The 18,268-nt window shown below is 65.7% G+C and carries 17 protein-coding genes and 1 pseudogene; 11 read left to right on the top strand and 7 right to left on the bottom strand.

Features of this window, described 5'->3' with window-relative positions; translation table 11 throughout:
- The first annotated feature begins 3 nt into the window (after positions 1 to 3).
- Both GGD90_RS18350 and ppk2 read left to right on the top strand, forming a co-directional pair.
- Complete coding sequence (locus GGD90_RS18350; protein ID WP_153117892.1) at positions 4 to 465, top strand: glycine zipper 2TM domain-containing protein; 462 nt, start codon at positions 4 to 6, stop codon at positions 463 to 465.
- A 70-nt stretch (positions 466 to 535) separates the two neighbouring features.
- Positions 536 to 1,669 (top strand): polyphosphate kinase 2, encoded by a 1,134-nt coding sequence (gene ppk2, locus GGD90_RS16875; RefSeq protein ID WP_153117890.1) that lies wholly within the window; start codon positions 536 to 538, stop codon positions 1,667 to 1,669.
- Positions 1,670 to 1,728: 59 nt separating this feature from the next.
- On the opposite strand, the gene GGD90_RS16880 is transcribed toward ppk2, so the two are convergent.
- The 6 genes from GGD90_RS16880 to GGD90_RS16905 all read right to left on the bottom strand — a co-directional run bounded on the left by GGD90_RS16880 (position 1,729) and on the right by GGD90_RS16905 (position 7,175).
- Positions 1,729 to 2,868 carry a GNAT family N-acetyltransferase gene (locus tag GGD90_RS16880; protein ID WP_153117888.1) on the bottom strand — a complete coding sequence of 380 codons (1,140 nt, stop codon included), beginning with the start codon at positions 2,866 to 2,868 and terminating at the stop codon, positions 1,729 to 1,731.
- A gap of 37 nt (positions 2,869 to 2,905) precedes the next feature.
- The gene (gene hflX / locus GGD90_RS16885; protein WP_153117886.1) at positions 2,906 to 4,261 is read right to left on the bottom strand and encodes a GTPase HflX; all 1,356 of its coding nucleotides are present in this window, start codon (positions 4,259 to 4,261) and stop codon (positions 2,906 to 2,908) included.
- Between the two features lie 103 nt (positions 4,262 to 4,364).
- Positions 4,365 to 4,748 (bottom strand): type II toxin-antitoxin system death-on-curing family toxin, encoded by a 384-nt coding sequence (locus tag GGD90_RS16890; RefSeq protein WP_153117884.1) that lies wholly within the window; start codon positions 4,746 to 4,748, stop codon positions 4,365 to 4,367.
- Entirely contained in the window at positions 4,745 to 4,969 is a 225-nt protein-coding gene (locus GGD90_RS16895) for an AbrB/MazE/SpoVT family DNA-binding domain-containing protein (RefSeq protein WP_153117882.1), read from the bottom strand. The genes GGD90_RS16890 and GGD90_RS16895 overlap by 4 nt, the downstream gene beginning before the upstream one ends.
- 119 nt (positions 4,970 to 5,088) lie before the next feature.
- Entirely contained in the window at positions 5,089 to 6,261 is a 1,173-nt protein-coding gene (locus GGD90_RS16900; protein WP_153117880.1) for a vWA domain-containing protein, read from the bottom strand.
- Positions 6,262 to 6,308: 47 nt separating this feature from the next.
- A complete protein-coding gene (locus GGD90_RS16905) occupies positions 6,309 to 7,175 on the bottom strand; it encodes an AAA family ATPase (protein ID WP_153117878.1) in 867 nt (288 codons plus the stop codon).
- A 171-nt stretch (positions 7,176 to 7,346) separates the two neighbouring features.
- Here GGD90_RS16905 and ppx point away from each other — a divergent pair, with 171 nt between their 5' ends.
- The 9 genes from ppx (at position 7,347) to GGD90_RS16950 (ending at position 17,771) form a co-directional block, all read left to right on the top strand.
- A complete protein-coding gene (ppx, locus tag GGD90_RS16910) occupies positions 7,347 to 8,855 on the top strand; it encodes an exopolyphosphatase (RefSeq protein WP_153117876.1) in 1,509 nt (502 codons plus the stop codon).
- Between the two features lie 6 nt (positions 8,856 to 8,861).
- On the top strand, positions 8,862 to 9,977 hold the full coding sequence (locus GGD90_RS16915) for an MlaE family ABC transporter permease (RefSeq protein ID WP_153117874.1): 1,116 nt from the start codon (positions 8,862 to 8,864) through the stop codon (positions 9,975 to 9,977).
- A complete protein-coding gene (locus GGD90_RS16920; protein ID WP_153117872.1) occupies positions 9,974 to 10,783 on the top strand; it encodes an ABC transporter ATP-binding protein in 810 nt (269 codons plus the stop codon). The genes GGD90_RS16915 and GGD90_RS16920 overlap by 4 nt, the downstream gene beginning before the upstream one ends.
- A gap of 10 nt (positions 10,784 to 10,793) precedes the next feature.
- Positions 10,794 to 11,720, top strand: coding sequence for an MlaD family protein (locus GGD90_RS16925; RefSeq protein WP_153117870.1), 927 nt, complete (start codon positions 10,794 to 10,796; stop codon positions 11,718 to 11,720).
- A complete protein-coding gene (locus tag GGD90_RS16930) occupies positions 11,717 to 12,421 on the top strand; it encodes an ABC-type transport auxiliary lipoprotein family protein (protein WP_153117868.1) in 705 nt (234 codons plus the stop codon). The genes GGD90_RS16925 and GGD90_RS16930 overlap by 4 nt, the downstream gene beginning before the upstream one ends.
- Positions 12,422 to 12,473: 52 nt before the next feature.
- A complete protein-coding gene (locus GGD90_RS16935) occupies positions 12,474 to 13,259 on the top strand; it encodes an enoyl-CoA hydratase (protein ID WP_153117866.1) in 786 nt (261 codons plus the stop codon).
- A 97-nt stretch (positions 13,260 to 13,356) separates the two neighbouring features.
- A complete protein-coding gene (locus GGD90_RS16940; RefSeq protein ID WP_153117864.1) occupies positions 13,357 to 14,322 on the top strand; it encodes a cation diffusion facilitator family transporter in 966 nt (321 codons plus the stop codon).
- Positions 14,319 to 16,892, top strand: coding sequence for a cation-translocating P-type ATPase (locus tag GGD90_RS18135; protein ID WP_153117862.1), 2,574 nt, complete (start codon positions 14,319 to 14,321; stop codon positions 16,890 to 16,892). The genes GGD90_RS16940 and GGD90_RS18135 overlap by 4 nt, the downstream gene beginning before the upstream one ends.
- Before the next feature lie 132 nt (positions 16,893 to 17,024).
- Entirely contained in the window at positions 17,025 to 17,771 is a 747-nt protein-coding gene (locus GGD90_RS16950; protein ID WP_184415275.1) for a PEP-CTERM sorting domain-containing protein, read from the top strand.
- A 125-nt stretch (positions 17,772 to 17,896) separates the two neighbouring features.
- Here the strand turns inward: GGD90_RS16950 and GGD90_RS16955 are convergent.
- Positions 17,897 to 18,070 (bottom strand): annotated as a pseudogene (locus GGD90_RS16955) (BrnA antitoxin family protein); the annotation flags it as partial.
- Positions 18,071 to 18,268: the final 198 nt, after the last annotated feature.

Below are 18,268 nucleotides of genomic sequence, written 5' to 3' on the forward strand. Positions count from 1 at the left end.
ATCATGAAGAAGATGTGTATTCCGGCCCTGTGTGCCGCCGCGCTGTGCAGTGCCAGTGCCTTTGCCGATCCTGGCGGCTGGTATGGGCCCTACGACGGGCCGCGCTACGCACCGCCGCCGCACCACCATCACTACCAGCGCGGCTACGCTTATCAAGCGCCGGTGGTCGTCTATCAGGCGCCGCCGGTGGTCTATCACGCACCGCCACCGCCGCGCGTGATCTATCAGGAGCGTTACGTCTACCCTGAACGCCAGTACTACGACTATCGCGCTGCGCCGCCTTACTACGAGCGCAATCGCGGCTACTACCCGCAAGGGAACGGCAACCGCGTCGCCGGTCAGGCGATTGGCGCCGTCGCCGGCGGCATCATCGGCAATCAGGTGGGCAGCGGCAACGGTCGCGTCGTCGCCACGGCGCTGGGCGCGGTGATCGGTTCGGTCGTCGGCGGCAATCTGAGCGATTGATCTTCCCGGCTTCTCCTCGCAGAATCGCCCCTTGGCGAAGCAGCTTCAGTTCCTTTGACGAGGGGATTTCATGGCAGCGAAGCTTGGGAAGAATGCGCCACCGGCGGAGGCTCCTCCGGTGGCAGAAGTGCAACGTGCGGAGGCCGGCGCTATTCCAGAACCAGTGCGCGCGAGCGCCGGCGGCGACATCGGACCAATCGACAGCGCCGGCCATGTCGAGGATTTCGCGGTGGACGAGTCCATTGCCGCCGCGCGTCAGCAAAAAATCAATGCAATCAAGGACGTTCTTTCGGGTGTTGGGCCCGAAGAAGCCAGTGGCTTGCTCAAGGAGTTGCTGAAACAGCAGCGGCCGCTGCTCAAACCGCGCAAGGCGCCCGATGACGAACTGTCGCCCGACTGGCGCAAGGGCGGCTATCCGTACAAGAACCTGATGTCGCGCAGCGCCTACGAGCGCGAGAAGTACCGCTTGCAGGTCGAACTGCTCAAGCTGCAGGCCTGGGTGAAGGAAACCGGGCAGAAGGTGGTGATCCTCTTCGAGGGCCGCGACGCGGCGGGCAAGGGCGGCACCATCAAGCGCTTCATGGAGCACCTGAATCCGCGTGGCGCGCGCGTCGTCGCGCTGGAAAAACCGAGCGAGATCGAGCGCGGCCAGTGGTATTTCCAGCGCTATGTGCAGCACCTGCCGACGGCGGGCGAAATCGTGTTGTTCGACCGCTCCTGGTATAACCGCGCCGGCGTCGAGCGCGTGATGGGCTTCTGCACCGATCAGGAATACCGCGAGTTCATGCGTCAGGCGCCCGAATTCGAACGCATGATGGTGCGCAACAACATCCACCTGATCAAGTTCTGGTTCTCGGTCAGCCGCGACGCGCAGCGGCAGCGCTTCAAGGAGCGCGAGGTGCATCCGCTCAAGCAGTGGAAGCTGTCGCCGATCGACCTCGCTTCGCTCGACAAGTGGGACGACTACACCGAAGCCAAGGAGGCGATGTTCTTCGCCACCGATACCGCCGATTCGCCGTGGACGGTGATCAAGTCCGACTGCAAGAAGCGCGCGCGCCTCAATGCCTTGCGCTACATCCTGCACCGCCTGCCCTACGGGAACAAGGACGCCGACCGTATCGGCCCGCTCGATCCGATGATCGTCGGCCGCGCCAACGTGGTGTACGAGCGCGGCGAGAAGAAGGTTGGCGTGCCGCTGATCTGATGGCTGAAAGATCAGCGCCGTGCAACCGGGCTCGACGCCGCCGCGCCCCTGCCGTGCGGCTATTCTCGATGATAAGGCAGGTGCCGCGCCATTTCCGCCGCGTAATCCTGCACCGTGTCGTCCTCGCGACGAATGAAGTCGGCGAGTGCGTTGCGCATGCGCGGATCAGCGATCCAGAACGCTGACCACGTTGCGCTCGGTTCGAAGCCGCGCGCCAGCTTGTGTTCGCCTTGTGCGCCGGCCTCGAAGCGGCTCAGGCCCTTGGCGATCGCGTAGTCGATTCCCTGGTAGTAGCTCAGCTCGAAATGCAGGCCGGGGCAGTCGATGTCGCTGCCCCAGTGGCGACCGTAGAGGACGCGGTCGCTGCGGTAGCAGATTGCCGAGGCGACCGGCTGCTCGTCGCGCCAGGCGATGAACACCACCATGCGCCGTCCGAGTTCGCGACCGACGCGTTGGAAGAAGTCGAGCGGGAAGGCCGGATGGTTGCCGTAGCGCGTGAAAGTGTCGCGATAGTGGCGGTGCAGCGCCTGCCACAGCGTCGCGTCGATCTCGTCGCCGTGGCGCGTTTCGATGCGCAGTCCAGCTTCTGCCACGGCACGTTGTTCGCGCCTGATTTTCTTGCGTTTTTCAGCAGAGAAGCTGGCCAGAAAGTCAGCGAAGTCGCTGTAGCCACGGTTGATCCAGTGGAACTGCACGCCGCGGCGCAAGAGCAGGCCGGCATCGGCGAGGAGCGTGCGCTCGGCTTCGTTCACGAACAGGCATTGCCACGAAGAAGCGTGGCATTCGGCAGCGACTTCGATCGCCGCCCGGATCAAGGCCGGGCGCAGCGCGGCCGGGGCGTCGCCACGCGCCAGCAGGCGCGGTCCCGGCGACGGCGTGAACGGAATGCCACTGACCAGCTTCGGGTAATAGTCGAGGCCAGCGCGCTGCCAGGTGGGCGGCCAGTTCCAGTCGCGCGAGAAATCGCCGAATGAATGCTGGCGCAGATAGAGCGGCAACAGGCCGGCAAGGCGCCCGTCGCTTTCGCGCAGCGCCAGATGCAGCGGCTGCCAGGCCAGTTCCGGTGAGGCGGCGCCGCTCTCTTCTGCGGCAGCGAGGAATTCGCGGCTGCTGAACGGGTCGCCGCCAGTGGCGAGTTGCTGCCATTCTTCGGCCGGCAGGTCGCCGGCAGCCGCGAGGAGCTTGACCCGGTAACTCATCGCAGACGCTGACGACCGGGACGAGCTTCCGCCGCGCTTACGGCAACTGCGCGAGGCGTTCGCGCAGGCTGTCCACCGCTGCCGCTTCGCCGCGCACGTGAAAGTGCGCGCCGTCCGGCTCGGCGCGCTCGTCGATCACCTGGCAGCTGGCGTAGATGGCGCCACGCAGCTGCTGCGCGGTCCACGGCAGGAACAGTTCGGCCTCGACCAGATCCTGCTGGAAGAAGGTGACGATGCGCTGGTGCAGCCGCGCCACATCGTCCGGCCGGCGCGCGCTCATCACCACGCAGCCCGGGTACTGCTCGAGCAGTGCAGCCTCACGTTCGGCCTGCGCCGCGGCGTCGCCGACGTGGTCGATCTTGTTGAAGATGCGCAGGCGCGGCAGCGCGTCGGCGTCGATTTCGGCGAGCACCGTGTCGGTGACTTCGAGCTGGCGCTGGAAGCCGGGATCGCTGGCGTCGATCACGTGCAGCAACAGGCCGGCGTCGAGCGCCTCGTCGAGCGTCGATTTGAACGAGGCCACCAAGCCGTGCGGCAGGTTCTTGATGAAGCCGACGGTGTCGCTGACCAGCACGCGCGGCACGCTTTCCGGGTAGAGCGTGCGCACGGTGGTGTCGAGCGTGGCAAAGAGCTTGTTGGCGACGAGCACCTCGCTGCCGGTCAGCGCGCGCATCAGCGTCGATTTGCCGGCATTGGTATAGCCGACCAGCGCCACGCTGGCCAGCCCCTGGCGCTCCTGGCGGCGCGCGCGCTGCGTCTTGCGCTCGGCCTCCATGGCGACGATTTCCAGTTGCAACTCGGCGATGCGGTCGCGGATCTTGCGCCGGTCGAGTTCGGTATGCGATTCACCGGCACCACGGCCGCCGACGCCGCTGCGCTGCCGACCCTGCGGCCCGGCCAGCTTGGCCGCCTCGCGCAGGCGCGGCGCCATGTAACCGAGCCGCGCGATCTCGACCTGCGCCTTGGCCGCACGCGAGCGCGCGTTGCGGTGGAAGATCTCGAGGATGACCATGGTGCGGTCCATCACCTCGCAGCCGGTCTCCTTTTCGAGATTGCGTGCCTGCGAAGGCGAAATTTCGTGGTCGACGAAGAGTGCTTCGATTTTCTGCGTCGCCCTGGCGGCGGGTGGCGCAACGGGGTCTTCGTCGTCCTCGTGGCCGCTGTCGATGTTGGCGAAGCAGCGGATTTCCTCGCGCTTGCCGACGCCGAGATAGCCGGTGGTATCGAAGCCGGCGCGCTTCTGCGTGAATGTTTCGACGACGGTATAGCCGAGCGTCTTCGCCAGCTCGCGCAACTCGGTCAGCGAGGCTTCGAACTCCAGATCGCTGACGTTGGGCAGTTGCACCGAGGCGGCGATGGCGTATACGGGTTTTTCTTTGACTTCGGCAGACATGCGGGGCGGGCTTCTTTCGGGTGGGTAAGGGCAGATAGTACCTGCTGAAAGCCATAGTCTGCAGTGGTTCGGTCAGCTGGCGCCGTTGCGACGACGGCCGCCATCAGCGGGCAGCGCTCGTTCTACGCAGCCAGGCGGCGAAGTCGGTTTCGGGAAGTTCGCCGGCGGCCAGGGCGAGCATCTGGCTCAAGGCGTCAGCCTGGCTTGCTGCCAGACGAAAACCGTTCATTCGCAGGAAAAGACCGGCGGCAAGAAAGCCGGCGCGCTTGTTGCCGTCGATAAAGGGATGGTTTCGCGACAAGCCGAAAGCGTAAGCGGCCGCGCAGTCGAATACATCCGGATTGCCGTAGGCGGCGAGGTTTTCCGGGCGGCCCAAGGCTGATTCAAGCAGCCCTTCGTCGCGCAGCCCCGAAGCGCCACCGTGGATGGCCAGACTTTCCTCGTGTAGCAGCAGGAGTGCGCGGCGATTGATCCAGAGGAAGTTCATTTCGCCAGTGCGCGAAAGGTGTCGCGGAATTCGTGCATGAATTCGCGTCCTTCAGCAAGCTGCTCTTCGATGGCCGGGTCGTAAGGCGAAAGAACAAAGCCTTGTGGCGATTCCGTCAGATAGACCGTGTCGCCTTTTTCCACGCGAAGAAGCGCCAAGGCCTCTTTCGGCAGCACCACGCCAACAGAATTGCCGATCTGGGTGAGTTTCAGGCTGAACATGGTGGACTCCGGTGTAATTACGCTTGTAATACTATGCCCTAAGCGGGCGCCGGGCAAGTCGTCGGGCGGGATGGTGCGCCCGGTGCCTTGAACACTGGCGCTGGTCGGCGCAGGCCTTGTCAGGCCTTGCTCAATTCGCGCATGCCGCGCGTCAGGCCGTCGACGCTCAGCGGGAACATGCGGCCGCCGAGCAGTTGGCGGATCAGCGAAATCGACTCGCGGTAAGGCCAGTGCGCTTCCGGTTCGGGGTTGAGCCAGACGGCGTGCGGGAAGGCGTCGGAGAGGCGCGACAGCCAGACCGCACCGGGCTCGGCGTTGTCGTGCTCGACACTGCCGCCGGGATGGACGATCTCGTAGGGGCTCATCGTCGCGTCGCCAACGAAGATCAGCTTGTAGTCGCGGCCGTAGCGGTGCAGCACGTCGACGGTCGGCGTGCGCTCGGTGCGGCGGCGGACGTTGTCGCGCCAGACATGCTCGTAGACGCAGTTGTGGAAGTAGTAGTACTCGAGGTGCTTGAACTCGTTGCGGCAGGCGGAGAACAGCGTCGCGCAGGTGGCGATATGGTCGTCCATCGAACCGCCGACGTCGAGGAAGAGCAGCACCTTCACCGCGTTGTGCCGCTCCGGGCGCAGCTTGAGGTCGAGCCAGCCGGCGTTGCGCGCGGTGCCATCGATGGTGCCGTCGAGGTCGAGTTCCTCGGCGGCGCCTTCGCGCGCGAAACGGCGCAGGCGTCTGAGCGCGACCTGGATGTTGCGCGTGCCAAGTTCGACGCTGTCGTCGAGGTTCTTGAACTCGCGCTTCTCCCACACCTTCACCGCCGAGCGGTTCTCGCTCCGGCCGCCGATGCGCACGCCTTCCGGGTGCGTGCCGCCGTGGCCGAAGGGCGAACTGCCGCCGGTGCCGATCCACTTGTTGCCGCCGGCGTGGCGTTCCTTCTGCTCGGCGAGGCGCTGTTGCAGCGTTTCCATCAGCTTGTCCCAGCCGAGTTTTTCCAGCGCGGCGCGTTCCTCGTCGCTCAACAGGCGTTTGGCGGCCTGGCGCAGCCATTCCTCGGGGATGCCGGTTTCCATGCCGGGCAGGGCTTCGATGCCCTTGAAATACTCGCCAAAGGCCAGGTCGAAGCGGTCGAACTGTGTTTCGTCCTTGATCAGCGTCGTGCGCGCCAGCAGATAGAAGTCGTCGATGCTGTAGCCGGCGACATTGAGGCGCAGCGCCTCGAGCAGGACGAGGAACTCCTGCAGCGAGGTCTTGACGCCGCGCGCGCGCAGGTGCAGGAAGAAATCGACGAGCATCTCGGGCTAGGCTGCCACGGGGAGCAGGCGGTGCTTGGGCACGAGACTCAGCGCCCGCGCCGCGCCATGAACACCAGCTTCTCGAACAGGTGCACGTCCTGCTCGTTTTTCAGCAGCGCGCCGTGCAGCGGCGGGATGGTGAGCTTCTGGTCGCTGCTGCGCAGCGCTTCCGGCGGAATGTCTTCGGCGAGCAGCAGTTTCAGCCAGTCGAGCAGTTCCGAGGTGGAGGGTTTCTTCTTCAGACCCGGCAGCTCGCGCAGTTCGAAGAAGACTTCGAGCGCCTCGCGCAGCAGCGCCTGCTTGATGCCGGGGTAGTGCACCTCGACGATGCGCTGCATCGTTTCGCGGTCGGGGAAGCGGATGTAGTGGAAGAAGCAGCGGCGCAGGAAGGCGTCGGGCAGCTCCTTCTCGTTGTTCGAGGTGATGAACACCAGCGGCCGCTGCCGGGCGCGGATCAGCTCGCGCGTCTCGTACACGTAGAACTCCATGCGGTCGAGTTCGCGCAAGAGATCGTTGGGGAATTCGATGTCGGCCTTGTCGATCTCGTCGATCAGCACCACCGATGGCGTCTCGGCTTCGAAAGCCTGCCACAGCACGCCCTTGACGATGTAGTGGCCGATGTCACTGGCGCGCGCCTCGCCGAGCTGCGAATCGCGCAGGCGGGCGACGGCGTCGTATTCGTACAGCCCCTGTTGCGCGCGCGTCGTCGATTTCACGTGCCACTGATAGAGCGGCAGGCCGAGCGCGGCGGCGACTTCCTCGGCGAGCAGCGTCTTGCCGGTGCCCGGTTCGCCCTTGATCAGCAGCGGCCGTTGCAGGGTGATCGCGGCATTGACGGCGAGCGACAGCTCGCGCGTGGCGACGTAGGTATCGGTGCCTGAGAAGGAGCCGGAGAAGCTGCCGGATGCGTTCATGAAAGACCTCGGAGCGGGGGGCGACGGAAACAAGTTTAACCGCAAGCCGCGCCGGCCGATCAAGGCCGCGCGGCCCGCCTTGTGACGCTTTCATGACATCTGCCGGCACGGCCCATGGCTGCTGATGGTCGGGTGCTAGAATGCCCGTTCTTTCGCTGTCCGAATGAAAAAATGGCTTACGAACTGATCGCCGCGGTCGATCTTGGCTCCAACAGCTTCCGTTTGCAGGTCGGCCGCGTCGTCGACGACCAGATTTACCCCCTCGATTCGCTGAAAGAGCCGGTGCGTCTCGCCTCGGGCCTGACCGCCGACAAGCGCCTCGACGCCGCCTCGCGCGAGCGCGCCTTGCTCGCCTTGCGCCGTTTCGGCGAGCGTCTGCGCGGCTTTCAGCCCGACGCGGTGCGTGCCGTCGCGACCAACACCCTGCGCGTCGCCAAGGATGCGCCGGACTTCCTGCCGGCAGCCGAGCAGGCACTGGGCTTTCCGATCGAAATCATCGGCGGCCGCGAGGAAGCGCGCCTGATCTATCTCGGCGCCGCGCATTCGCTGCCGGCAGTCGATTACAAACGGCTGGTGATCGACATCGGCGGCGGTTCGACCGAGTGCATCATCGGCCGCCAGGTCGAGCCGCTGCTGCTCGAATCGCTGTACATGGGCTGCGTCAGCTTCACGCTGCGCTTCTTTCCTGGCGGCGTCATCGACAAGAAGCGCTTCCGCGACGCCGAACTGGCAGCCGCACGCGAAATCCAGAGCATCGCCGCTGCTTACCGCCGTTTCGGCTGGCGCGAAGCGGTCGGCTCGTCGGGAACGGCGCGCGCGCTGGCCGAAATCCTCGAACTCAACGGCTTCAATCCGGGCGGTGTCAGCGGCATCACGCGCGAAGGGCTGGAGCGTCTGCGCAGCCTGCTCATCCGCGCCGGTTCGGCCGAGGCGCTGTCGCTGGAAGGGCTGCGCTCCGACCGGCAGCCGGTGCTGCCCGGCGGACTGGCGATCATGTGCGCGATCTTCTCCGAACTCGGCATCGAACACATGACCTACGCCGACGGCGCGCTGCGCCTGGGCGTTCTCTACGACCTGCTCGGCCGCTTCTACCGGCACGACATGCGCGATGCGACGGTCGAGCAGTTCATGAGCCGTTATCAGGTCGATACCCTGCAGGCGGAACGCGTCGAGCGCACGGCGCTTGGTCTGCTCGGACAGCTGATCGACACCACCGCGCCGGAGCACGAGGGCGACCTGCGCTTTCTGCGCTGGGCGGCGCAACTGCACGAAATCGGCATTTCGATCGCGCACACCAGCTACCACAAGCATGGCGCCTACATCATCACCTTTGCCGACATGCCCGGTTTTTCGAAGAAGGATCAGGCACGGCTGGCGCTGCTGGTGCTCGGCCAGCGCGGCAAGCTGGAAAAGCTCGGCGCGCTGCCGGCGCAGGACAGTGCCTGGCAGCTGGTCTGCTGTCTGCGGCTGGCGGCCTTGCTGCACCGGCCACGCGACGATCGCGAGTTGCCCGATTTTGTCCTCAAGCGCACGCCGGTCGCTTTTCAGCTCGACCTGCCGGCCGACTGGCTCGCCGCCAACCCGCTCACCGCAGCGGCATTGGCCGACGAGGCGACGACCTGGGAGCGACTTGGCTCCGGGCTACGCATCCGGCGGCGAGCCGCCGCCAGCGTCGGCTGAGGCTCGATGGCCACCGCGACGCTCGATATCGATGACGGCAGCGCCGTCGGCGAAGCGCGCCTGGCCGGCGACTGGACACTTGTCGAACTGTCGGCAACGCTGAAAACGCTCGAATCACGCCTGAGTACGCTCGGCAGCAGCGAGGTCGCCTGGAATCTGCTGTCCATCGGCCGCCTCGACAGCGTCGGCGCGCTGCTATTGTGGCGCGCCTGGGGGCGCCAGTGGCCGGCAAAGGTGCAACTGTCGGCGGCGCACCGGCGCGTTTTCGAGCGCGTCGGCAGCATCGTTCCAGCCGATGCCTCGCCCGCGGCGCCCGACCCGGCGCGCCTCGTCCTCTTTCTCGGCCAGATCGCGCTCAAGGCCTGGCACAACCTGCTCGGCATCGTCACGCTGGTCGGCCAGCTGGTGCTCGATATCGGCTATCTGTGCGTGCATCCGCGCGAGATTCCCTGGCGCGAGTTTTCGGCAACCTTGTATAAAAGCGGCGCGCAGGCGCTGCCGGTGATCGCGCTGATCGGCTTTCTCATCGGCATCGTGCTCTCCTACCTGTCGTCGCTGCAGCTCAAGGCCTACGGCGCCGACGTCTTCATCGTGAACTTGCTCGGCATCGCCGTCATCCGCGAACTCGGGCCGGTGCTTGTCGCCGTGCTTGTCGCCGGTCGTTCCGGCTCGGCGATGACGGCGCAGATCGGCGTCATGCGCGTCACCGAGGAAATCGATGCGCTGGCGACGATCGGCGTCTCGCGCAGCCTGCGTCTGGTGTTGCCGAAAGTGCTGGCGCTGGCGGTGGCGACGCCGCTGCTGGTGGTGTGGTGCTCGGCGGCCGGACTGATCGGCGGCATGATGTCGGCGCATCTGCAGATGGATCTGTCCTACGGTTACTTCATCGACACGCTGCCGAAGGTGGTGCCGGTCGCCAACCTGCTCATCGGCATGGCCAAGGGCTGCGCCTTCGGCCTGCTGGTCGGCATCTTCGCCTGCCACTTCGGCCTGCGCATCCGGCCGAACACCGAAAGCCTGTCGGTCGGCACGACTACCTCGGTGGTCACCTCGATTACCGTGGTGATCGTCGTCGATGCCGTTTTCGCCGTCCTCACGCGCAACATGGGGCTGCCGCTGTGAGCGCGCCGGGCAAGGTCGCAGAGGACAGCGTTGCCAAACAGCCGCCGGTGATCGACATCCGCGGCGTATCGACGCGCTTCGGCAAGGCCGTTATTCACCGTGACATCAGTCTGCAGGTGGGACCGGGCGAAATGCTCGGCCTGGTCGGTGGTTCGGGCAGCGGCAAGACGACGCTGCTGCGCGAGATCGTCGGCCTGCTGGCGCCGAGCGCGGGCGAGGTCAGGCTGTTCGGGCAGTCGGTCCTCGCTGCCGACCCCGAGGTGCGGCGCGCCGTGCGCCAGCGCTTCGGCATGCTTTTTCAGCAGGGCGCGCTGTTCTCGGCTTTGTCGGTCTATGACAACATCGCCTTTCCGCTGCGCGAACTACGCCTGCTCGACGAAGACCTGATCCACGACATCGTTCAGGTCAAGCTGGCGATGGCCGAACTCACCGCGGCGCACGGCAAGCTGATGCCGGCCGAGCTGTCCGGCGGCATGGTCAAGCGCGTGGCACTGGCACGGGCGCTGGCGCTCGAACCTGAACTGCTGGTGCTCGACGAGCCGACGGCCGGCCTTGACCCCGACCGCAGCGCCGGCTTCGTCAAACTGATCTGCACGCTGCAGAAAGAACTCGGCTTTACCGTGGTCATGGTCACGCACGACATGGATACGCTGCTCGGTCTGGCGACGCGCGTGGCGGCGCTTGCCGATCAGCGTATCGTCGCCGATGGCACGATGGCCGAAGTGCTGGCCGTCGATCATCCCTTTGTACGCAATTGTTTTGCTTCCCGGCACGCTCCTGCCGTTGTCGATAAGGCGCTTCGCTGATGAGGAAAAAATGGAAAACCGTTCGCACGCGCTGATCGCGGGGCTATTCACCCTGCTGCTCCTGCTGGCGTCGCTCAGCGCCGTCTGGTGGTTCGGCGGCAAGCGTGAGCCGACGCACGATTTCGTTGTCGTCACCCGGCAGAACGTCACCGGCCTCGGCCCGCAAGGGCAGGTGCGCTACCGTGGCATCGCCGTCGGCAAGGTGCAGTCGATCGAACTCGACCCGCAGGACGGGCGCAACATCCTCGTGCGCATCGGCGTTAACGAGCAGGTGCCGGTGACGCGCGGCACGACGGCCAAGCTTGGCTTTCAGGGCGTCACCGGCATCGCGCATGTGCTGCTCGAAGAAACCGGCCGCGACCCGACGCCGCTGGTGAGCAGCGACGGAACGCCGCCGCGCATCACCATGCAGGCCTCGCTGATCGAAGAGCTGTCCGAAGTCGGTACCCAGACGATGCGCGAAGCGCGCGACTTTCTCGCCGCCACCAACCAGCTGCTGAACGCGGAAAACCGCAAGCGCATCGCGCACACGCTCGACAACCTCGAATCCGGCTCGACGCACGCCGCCGAAATCGCCGCGCAGATCCACGTGCTGCTTTCGCCCGAGAACGTGCGCGCGCTCGGCTCGACGCTGGCCCGCCTCGAAAGCGCCTCGGGCGAGCTGGCGCCGACCTTGCATGATGCGCGGGCGACGCTGGCCAGCCTGCGCGCCACCAGCGAAAGGCTTGACCTGACGCTCGGCAATCCCGCGTCGGGCGGCGTCAATGAACTGCTCACCGAACTGTCGACGACCTCCCGGCAGCTGCAACGGCTGCTGAAAAAACTCGAAGACTCGCCGCAAAGCCTGGTTTTCGGACCGTCGCCAGCGGCGCCCGGCCCTGGCGAAGCCGGCTTCGTGCCGCCGCGCAGCGCCCAAAGAGGAGAAGCAAAGCCATGAACCCGACCAGCCGCAAGCGCCTTCCGTTCGCTGGCAGCGCTGCCCTTGCTGCCGCCATGCTGCTTACCGCCTGCAGCATCGGCGCCCGGCCGGCGCCGACCTTGTACGATTTCGGACCGCCCGCTGCGCGTCTCACCACTGCGCCGGCGACAACACCGCTCGCCGTCGAGGTGCGCGCGCCGCACTGGCTCGATTCGCCGGGAATCGACTACCGGCTGGCCTACGCCGACGCACAGCGCGTGCAGGAGTACGCCGGCAGCCGCTGGCTGGCACCGCCGGCGCAGCTGCTTGCGCAACGCCTGCGCCAGCAGCTTGGCGCTACCGCTGCTGCGAGTAATGTGGCAGCCGCCTGCATCTTGAGAGTCGACTTGCATGAGTTCTCGCAAGTCTTTGAGAAAGAAGAACAAAGCGCCGGCGTAATTCAAGCGCAGGCGGTGCTGCTCGACGCCCGCCGGCGCCTTATTGCCGGACGGAGTTTTGCCATCGAGCGGCCGGCTGGCAGCGCTGACGCGCGCGGTGCTGCCGCTGCGCTGCTCGCCGCCAGCGACGCGCTTGGCGGCGAACTCGCCGGCTGGCTGAACAGCAGCGCACCAACAGCGCGTGCCTGCGCCGGCAGCCTTGGCGCAAACGCCGGCGACAGCGCCGCCAGACTCCCTCCCGCCGCCGAAGTCCCGCCAGCGGCAACGCCGGTGCTGCGCTGAACGGTTTTAAAAAATAAACAAAAACAATAATTTGCAAAAAGGAGACGAAGCCATGACCGAAAACACTCTGCTGACCCGCGAAGACCGCGCCGATGGCCTGAGCACGCTCACGCTCAATCGCCCCGATCAGTTCAACTCGCTGTCGCAGGCGCTGCTCGCCGAACTGCAGGCGGCTTTCGACGCCATTGCCGCCGACCCGGCCGTGCGCGTCGTCGTCATCGCCGGTGCCGGCCGCGCCTTCTGCGCCGGCCACGATCTGAAGGAAATGCAGGCAAACCGGGACAAGGCCTTCATGCGCGCCTTGTTCCGCCAGTGCTCGAAGCTGATGACGACGATCACGCAGCTACCGCAACCGGTGATCGCGCGCGTGCATGGCATCGCCACCGCCGCCGGCTGCCAGCTGGTGTCGATGTGCGATCTGGCCGTCGCCGCCGACGGCGCGCGCTTTGCCACCTCGGGCATCAACGTCGGCCTCTTCTGCGCCACGCCAGCGGTTGGTCTCTCGCGCAACGTCGGCCGCAAGCAGGCGCTGGAAATGCTGCTGACCGGCGAATTCATCGACGCGGCGACGGCACAGCGCCAGGGGCTGATCAACCGTGTCGTGCCGCTCGCCGATCTCGATGCCGAAGTCGAGCGGCTGGCGCAGTCGATCATCAACAAGTCGCCGGTGGCCGTGGCCATGGGCAAATCGATGTTCTACAAGCAGCTGGAAATGGGTGTCGAAGCCGCCTACCAGCTCGCTAGCGAAACCATGGCCTGCAACATGATGAGTGAGGACGCCGCCGAAGGCATCGACGCCTTCACCAGCAAGCGCAAGCCCGAGTGGCGCGGACGCTAGGCTTGGCCGGCGTGCGCGTTGCTTCAGACAACCCGGCCGGCACATGGCGGCCGGCTGAACCCCGCGCCCGCCGAACAGCCGCAACGACTGCAGTCAGATGAGCGAACTCCCCGAATTTCCTGAAGAACAACCGACGCCCGAGCGCGAGGCGGCGACCAGGCGCAGCACCTGGGTGAGCGTTGCCGTCAATGTCTGCCTGAGCAGCGCGCAGATCGCCGCCGGCCTGTGGGCCGGTTCGCAGGCACTGATCGCCGACGGCATCCATTCGCTGTCCGATCTGGTTTCCGACTTCGTCGTGCTGCTCGCCGTGCATCACAGCAAGAAGGGGCCGGACGCCGACCACCAGTACGGTCACCAGCGCTACGAGAACGTCGCCGCGATGGTCATCGGCGGCCTGCTCCTTGCCGTCGGTATCGGCATGATCTGGGCCGCCGTGCACAAGCTGCAGGCGCCGGCGAGCATCCCGGCCGTGCATCTGCTGGCGCTGTGGGTGGCGCTCGGCGCGCTTGCCGTCAAGGAAGGGCTGTTCCGCTACATGCTCGCCGTTGCCGAGCGCGTGCGTTCCAGCCTGCTCGTCGCCAACGCCTGGCATGCGCGCTCGGACGCTGCCTCGTCGCTGATCGTCGCGCTCGGCATCGGCGGCAACCTGCTCGGCTTTCCGTTGCTCGACCCGGTGGCGGCGCTGGTCGTCGGCCTGCTCGTCGGCAAGATGGGTTGGGGCTTTCTCTGGAACGCGCTGCACGACCTTACCGACCGCGCTGCCTCGGAAGAGCAGCTCACCGCCATTTCTGCCGAAATCCTCGCCACGCCGGGTGTGCTCGGCATGCACGAACTGCGCACGCGCAAGACCGGCGACATGATCCTAGTCGACGTCCACCTTGAAATCGACGGCACGATCACCGTCGCCGAGGGGCATGCCATCGCTTCGCAAGTACGCAAGAACGTCACCCGACGCCACCCGGTGCTCTACGTGATGACGCACGTCGACCCGGCCGAAGTTTCTGCAACAGGGCAGCGCGACAGCCGGCCCGGCGCCGACGACGCACCGCTTCCGATCAGGTGACTCCCAGCATTCCGCCCGGCCTCGACGCGACCTCGGTCGCCGAGCGGCAGCGTGCGGAAGGTTTCAACGAACTCGGCGTCGACCAGCGGCGTAGCCTGCTGCACATCGTCGGCGAAGTCTGCCGCGAGCCGATGTTCCTGTTGCTGATCGGTGCCGGCGCCATCTACCTGATCATGGGCGATGTGCACGAAGCGCTGATCCTGCTGGGCTTCGTCGGCATCATCATGGGCGTCACCATCGTCCAGGAGCGGCGCACCGAAAACGCTCTCTCGGCGCTGCGCGACCTCTCCAGCCCGCGCGCGCTGGTCATCCGCGACGGCAAGCCGCTACGCATCGCCGGCCGCGAAGTGGTGCGCGACGATATCCTGATCCTCGCCGAAGGCGACCGCGTGCCAGCCGACGGCGTGGTGCTCGAAGCGCACGAACTCGCCGCCGACGAATCGCTGCTTACCGGCGAATCCGAGGCGCTTTCCAAGTTCGCTGCCGGTGAGCCGGCCAGCGGCGCCGCGACCAATACTTCGGCGGACGAAGGGGTAGGGCGCCTCTTCGCCGGCACACTGATCGTGCGCGGGCAGGGCTTGATGCGCGTCAGCGCCATCGGCGAGCACACCGAACTCGGTCGAATCGGCAAATCGCTGCAGGCGATCGAGCTCGAATCGTCGCCGCTCAAGGACGAAGTCGGCCTGCTCACCAAGTGGCTGGCGATCGTCGCCATCGGCCTGTGCGTGCTGGTGGCGCTGCTCTTCGTGCTGCTGCGCGGCGGCTGGCTCGAAGGCATGCTCGCCGGCATTACGCTGGCGATGGGCATCCTGCCGCAGGAATTTCCGGTCATCCTGATCGTTTTTCTCGCCCTCGGCGCGCGGCGCATCGGCACGCTCGGCGTGCTTACGCGGCGGCTCAACAGCGTCGAAACGCTCGGCGAAACCACGGTGTTATGCGTCGACAAGACCGGCACGCTGACGCAGAACCGCATGGCAATGGCAGCGCTCTCGGTCGGCGGGCAACTGCTCGACGTGCGCGGGCGCAGCGAGCCGCTGCCCGACGAGTACCACGAGATTCTCGAATACGTGCTGCTGGCCAGCGAGATCGACCCGCACGACCCGATGGAACAGGCTTTCCATCACTTCGCGCGCGAATTCCTCGCCAACACCGAACACCTGCACCCCGACTGGGATCTCGCGCGCGAATACGAACTGTCGCCGCAGCTGCCAGCGATGTCGCACCTGTGGCAGGCCAAGGCCGGCAGCAGCGACATCGTTGCCGCCAAGGGTGCGCCCGAAGCCATCGCCGAGCTGTGCCACCTCGACGACAAGGCGCGCCGGCAGATCGGCGAGCAGGCCGCGCAAATGGCCGAGCAGGGGCTGCGCGTGCTTGGCGTCGCCAAAGCCAAGCGTCCACCCGGCGACTGGCCGGAAATCCAGCACGATTTCGACTTTGAGCTCCTCGGCCTGGTTGGTCTGGCCGACCCGCTGCGCCCGGAAGTGCCCGCCGCCGTCGCCGAGTGCCGGCGCGCCGGCATCCGCGTGGTGATGATCACCGGTGACCATCCGCGCACCGCCGCCGCCATCGCCAGGTCGGCCGGTATCGACGACGCGCATGTGTTGAGCGGCGCCGACTTTGCTGCACTGTCGCCGGCCGAGCAGGTCGAACAGATACGCAGCACCTGCGTCTTTGCGCGCGTTTCGCCGCAGCAGAAGCTCGCCATCGTTGAAGCGCTGAAAACCGCCGGCGAGGTAGTGGCGATGACCGGCGACGGCGTGAACGACGCCCCGGCGCTGAAAGCCGCGCACATCGGCATCGCCATGGGCAAGCGCGGCACCGACGTCGCGCGCGAGGCGGCCTCCCTGGTGCTGCTCGAAGACGATTTCGCCGCCATCGTCGGCGCCGTTCGCCTCGGCCGGCGCATCTTCGCCAACCTGCGTCAGGCGCTGATCTACACGCTGGCGGTGCACCTGCCGATCATCGGCCTGTCGATCCTGCCGCTGCTCTTCGGCCTGCCGCTGGTGCTGGCGCCGATCCACATCGCCTTCCTTGAACTGGTGATCGACCCGGCGTGCTCGGTAGTCTTCGAAGCCGAAGGCGAAGACCCGGCGCTGATGCAGCGCCCACCGCGCTCGCGCGACGAGCGGCTCGTCGCCGCCCGCCACATCGGCCTGAGCCTCGTCCAGGGCGCGCTGACGACGGCGGTCGTCGCCGGCCTCTACTGGGCCGCGCTCGCCCGCGGCGTCGCCAGCGAAGAAGCGCGCGCCATGGCCTTCCTGGCGCTGGTCACGGCCAACGCCGTGCTCATCTTTGCCAGCCGCTCGCCGCGCCCCGGCTGGCACGGCATGTTCACCGGCCTGTCGCCGCTGGCGGTGTGGGTGCTGGTCGGCACGCTGGCGGCGGTGACGGTGATCACCACCGTTCCGCCAGCGGCTGCGGCGTTCGGCTTTGCGCCGCCGTCAGTCGTGCACTGGTTGATCTCGGCAGCAGCTGGGGCGGCGACGCTGCTGCTGTTCATTCTGGCCAAGGTGCTGATATCAGAGGTCGCGAAACGAGGTAATTCGGCGTCTTTTGGCCAGTTGCGGTGATACGGTCGTCGATCCCTGCTCCGGTTTGATGTCAATATTCTTTACAAATATTTTCGTACGGTATTTTTGATCTCGCGCCGGAACTTTAGTTGGTTGTTTTATAAGTGGTTTCGCTGAGAAAGTGCGTTTGGCATGTCGCTTGCTTTTTGCTGCGTGGCAGACCAAGAAGGACAGCCGGTCGGCGCTTTGGATGTCTGCTTTCCATCTCGCGACGAAGGGGCGATAACCATGCTTAAAAAGAAAGTAATCAATGCCATCGCGGCATCTCTGATGCTTGCCTCGGCAGGGGGCGCATCTGCGGCAGTGATTTCCATTGACTTCGAGGGGGTCGGGAGTCAGGCGGCAATACTTAACTTCTATAACGGAGGTAGCGACAGTCAGGGTAACTCGGGTACGAACTACGGCATCCAGTTCGGCACAAACGCGCTCGCTTTGAAGGAGTCCGACCCGGTCGCAAACTTCGCGTTGCCTCCGTCGTCCGAGACGGCCATGTTTTTCCTGACCGGTTCAGCCATCCTGAACTACGCTCCCGGATTCGACACCGGATTTTCCTTCTACTATTCGACGGTCGGTTACAGTGGTTCGGTTCAGGTTTACGACGATTTGAACGGAATGGGCAACCTGCTTGGCAACATTGAACTGGCAGCACTTGGCAACGGACCTTCTCCCGCCAATCCCTTCAGCAACTGGGCTATCGGATCACTGGCCTTTGCGGGAACGGCCAAGTCCATCAACTTCGGTGGCACAGTCAATCAGGTAGGCTACGACAACATCACATTTGGTTCGACCGACCCGAACAAGGTACCGGAGCCTGCTTCACTGGCCCTGATGGGCCTCGCCATGGCCGGGCTGATCGGCGTTCGCCGCCGTCGTTCCTGAGTCGAAACCGGTTTCCGCCTGGCTGTCCGGTGGATGGTCAGGCGGAAATCAGGGTGCGCTTGCACGCGGCATCGCCACCGCAGAAGCTGGCGCACTGGCACCCCGAACCGCAGAGTATCAGAGCGCTACGCCGCCGTTTTTTGCGACACGTATTCGCGCAAGGCGTCGTCCATGCGCGTTTGCCAGCCGGCTCCGGTGGCACGGAAATAGGCAAGCACTTCCGGGCTGTATCGCACCGCGACCTGCTCCTTGGTCGGTAGCTTGTTTGGCCCACGGGTGCGGCGTGCGGCAAGCTGGCGGCGGTGGCGGTGATCACCACTGTTCCGCCCGCGGCGGCGGCGTTTGGCTTTGCGCCGCCGTCAGTGGCGAACTGGTTGATCTCGGCAGCGGCGGGGGCGGCGATGACCTGCCCGGGGATTTTCGGACCATCCGAAACTTGAGAGGATGGCTTCCTTGAAGAGAGGAAGTCATGAGGAAGAGTCGATTCAGCGAAGCGC

The sequence above is a fragment of the Rhodocyclus tenuis genome (genome assembly GCF_014197755.1).
Taxonomy (GTDB): Bacteria; Pseudomonadota; Gammaproteobacteria; order Burkholderiales; family Rhodocyclaceae; genus Rhodocyclus; species Rhodocyclus tenuis.

Excerpts from the sequence above, each read along its gene's own strand:
- GGD90_RS18350 (WP_153117892.1), top strand. The coding sequence starts at position 4 with ATGAAGAAGATGTGTATTCCGGCCCTGTGTGCCGCCGCGCTGTGCAGT.
- ppk2 (WP_153117890.1), top strand. The coding sequence starts at position 536 with ATGGCAGCGAAGCTTGGGAAGAATGCGCCACCGGCGGAGGCTCCTCCG.
- GGD90_RS16880 (WP_153117888.1), bottom strand. The coding sequence starts at position 2,868 with ATGAGTTACCGGGTCAAGCTCCTCGCGGCTGCCGGCGACCTGCCGGCC.
- hflX (WP_153117886.1), bottom strand. The coding sequence starts at position 4,261 with ATGTCTGCCGAAGTCAAAGAAAAACCCGTATACGCCATCGCCGCCTCG.
- GGD90_RS16890 (WP_153117884.1), bottom strand. The coding sequence starts at position 4,748 with ATGAACTTCCTCTGGATCAATCGCCGCGCACTCCTGCTGCTACACGAG.
- GGD90_RS16895 (WP_153117882.1), bottom strand. The coding sequence starts at position 4,969 with ATGTTCAGCCTGAAACTCACCCAGATCGGCAATTCTGTTGGCGTGGTG.
- GGD90_RS16900 (WP_153117880.1), bottom strand. The coding sequence starts at position 6,261 with ATGCTCGTCGATTTCTTCCTGCACCTGCGCGCGCGCGGCGTCAAGACC.
- GGD90_RS16905 (WP_153117878.1), bottom strand. The coding sequence starts at position 7,175 with ATGAACGCATCCGGCAGCTTCTCCGGCTCCTTCTCAGGCACCGATACC.
- ppx (WP_153117876.1), top strand. The coding sequence starts at position 7,347 with ATGGCTTACGAACTGATCGCCGCGGTCGATCTTGGCTCCAACAGCTTC.
- GGD90_RS16915 (WP_153117874.1), top strand. The coding sequence starts at position 8,862 with ATGGCCACCGCGACGCTCGATATCGATGACGGCAGCGCCGTCGGCGAA.
- GGD90_RS16925 (WP_153117870.1), top strand. The coding sequence starts at position 10,794 with ATGGAAAACCGTTCGCACGCGCTGATCGCGGGGCTATTCACCCTGCTG.
- GGD90_RS16930 (WP_153117868.1), top strand. The coding sequence starts at position 11,717 with ATGAACCCGACCAGCCGCAAGCGCCTTCCGTTCGCTGGCAGCGCTGCC.
- GGD90_RS16935 (WP_153117866.1), top strand. The coding sequence starts at position 12,474 with ATGACCGAAAACACTCTGCTGACCCGCGAAGACCGCGCCGATGGCCTG.
- GGD90_RS16940 (WP_153117864.1), top strand. The coding sequence starts at position 13,357 with ATGAGCGAACTCCCCGAATTTCCTGAAGAACAACCGACGCCCGAGCGC.
- GGD90_RS16950 (WP_184415275.1), top strand. The coding sequence starts at position 17,025 with ATGTCGCTTGCTTTTTGCTGCGTGGCAGACCAAGAAGGACAGCCGGTC.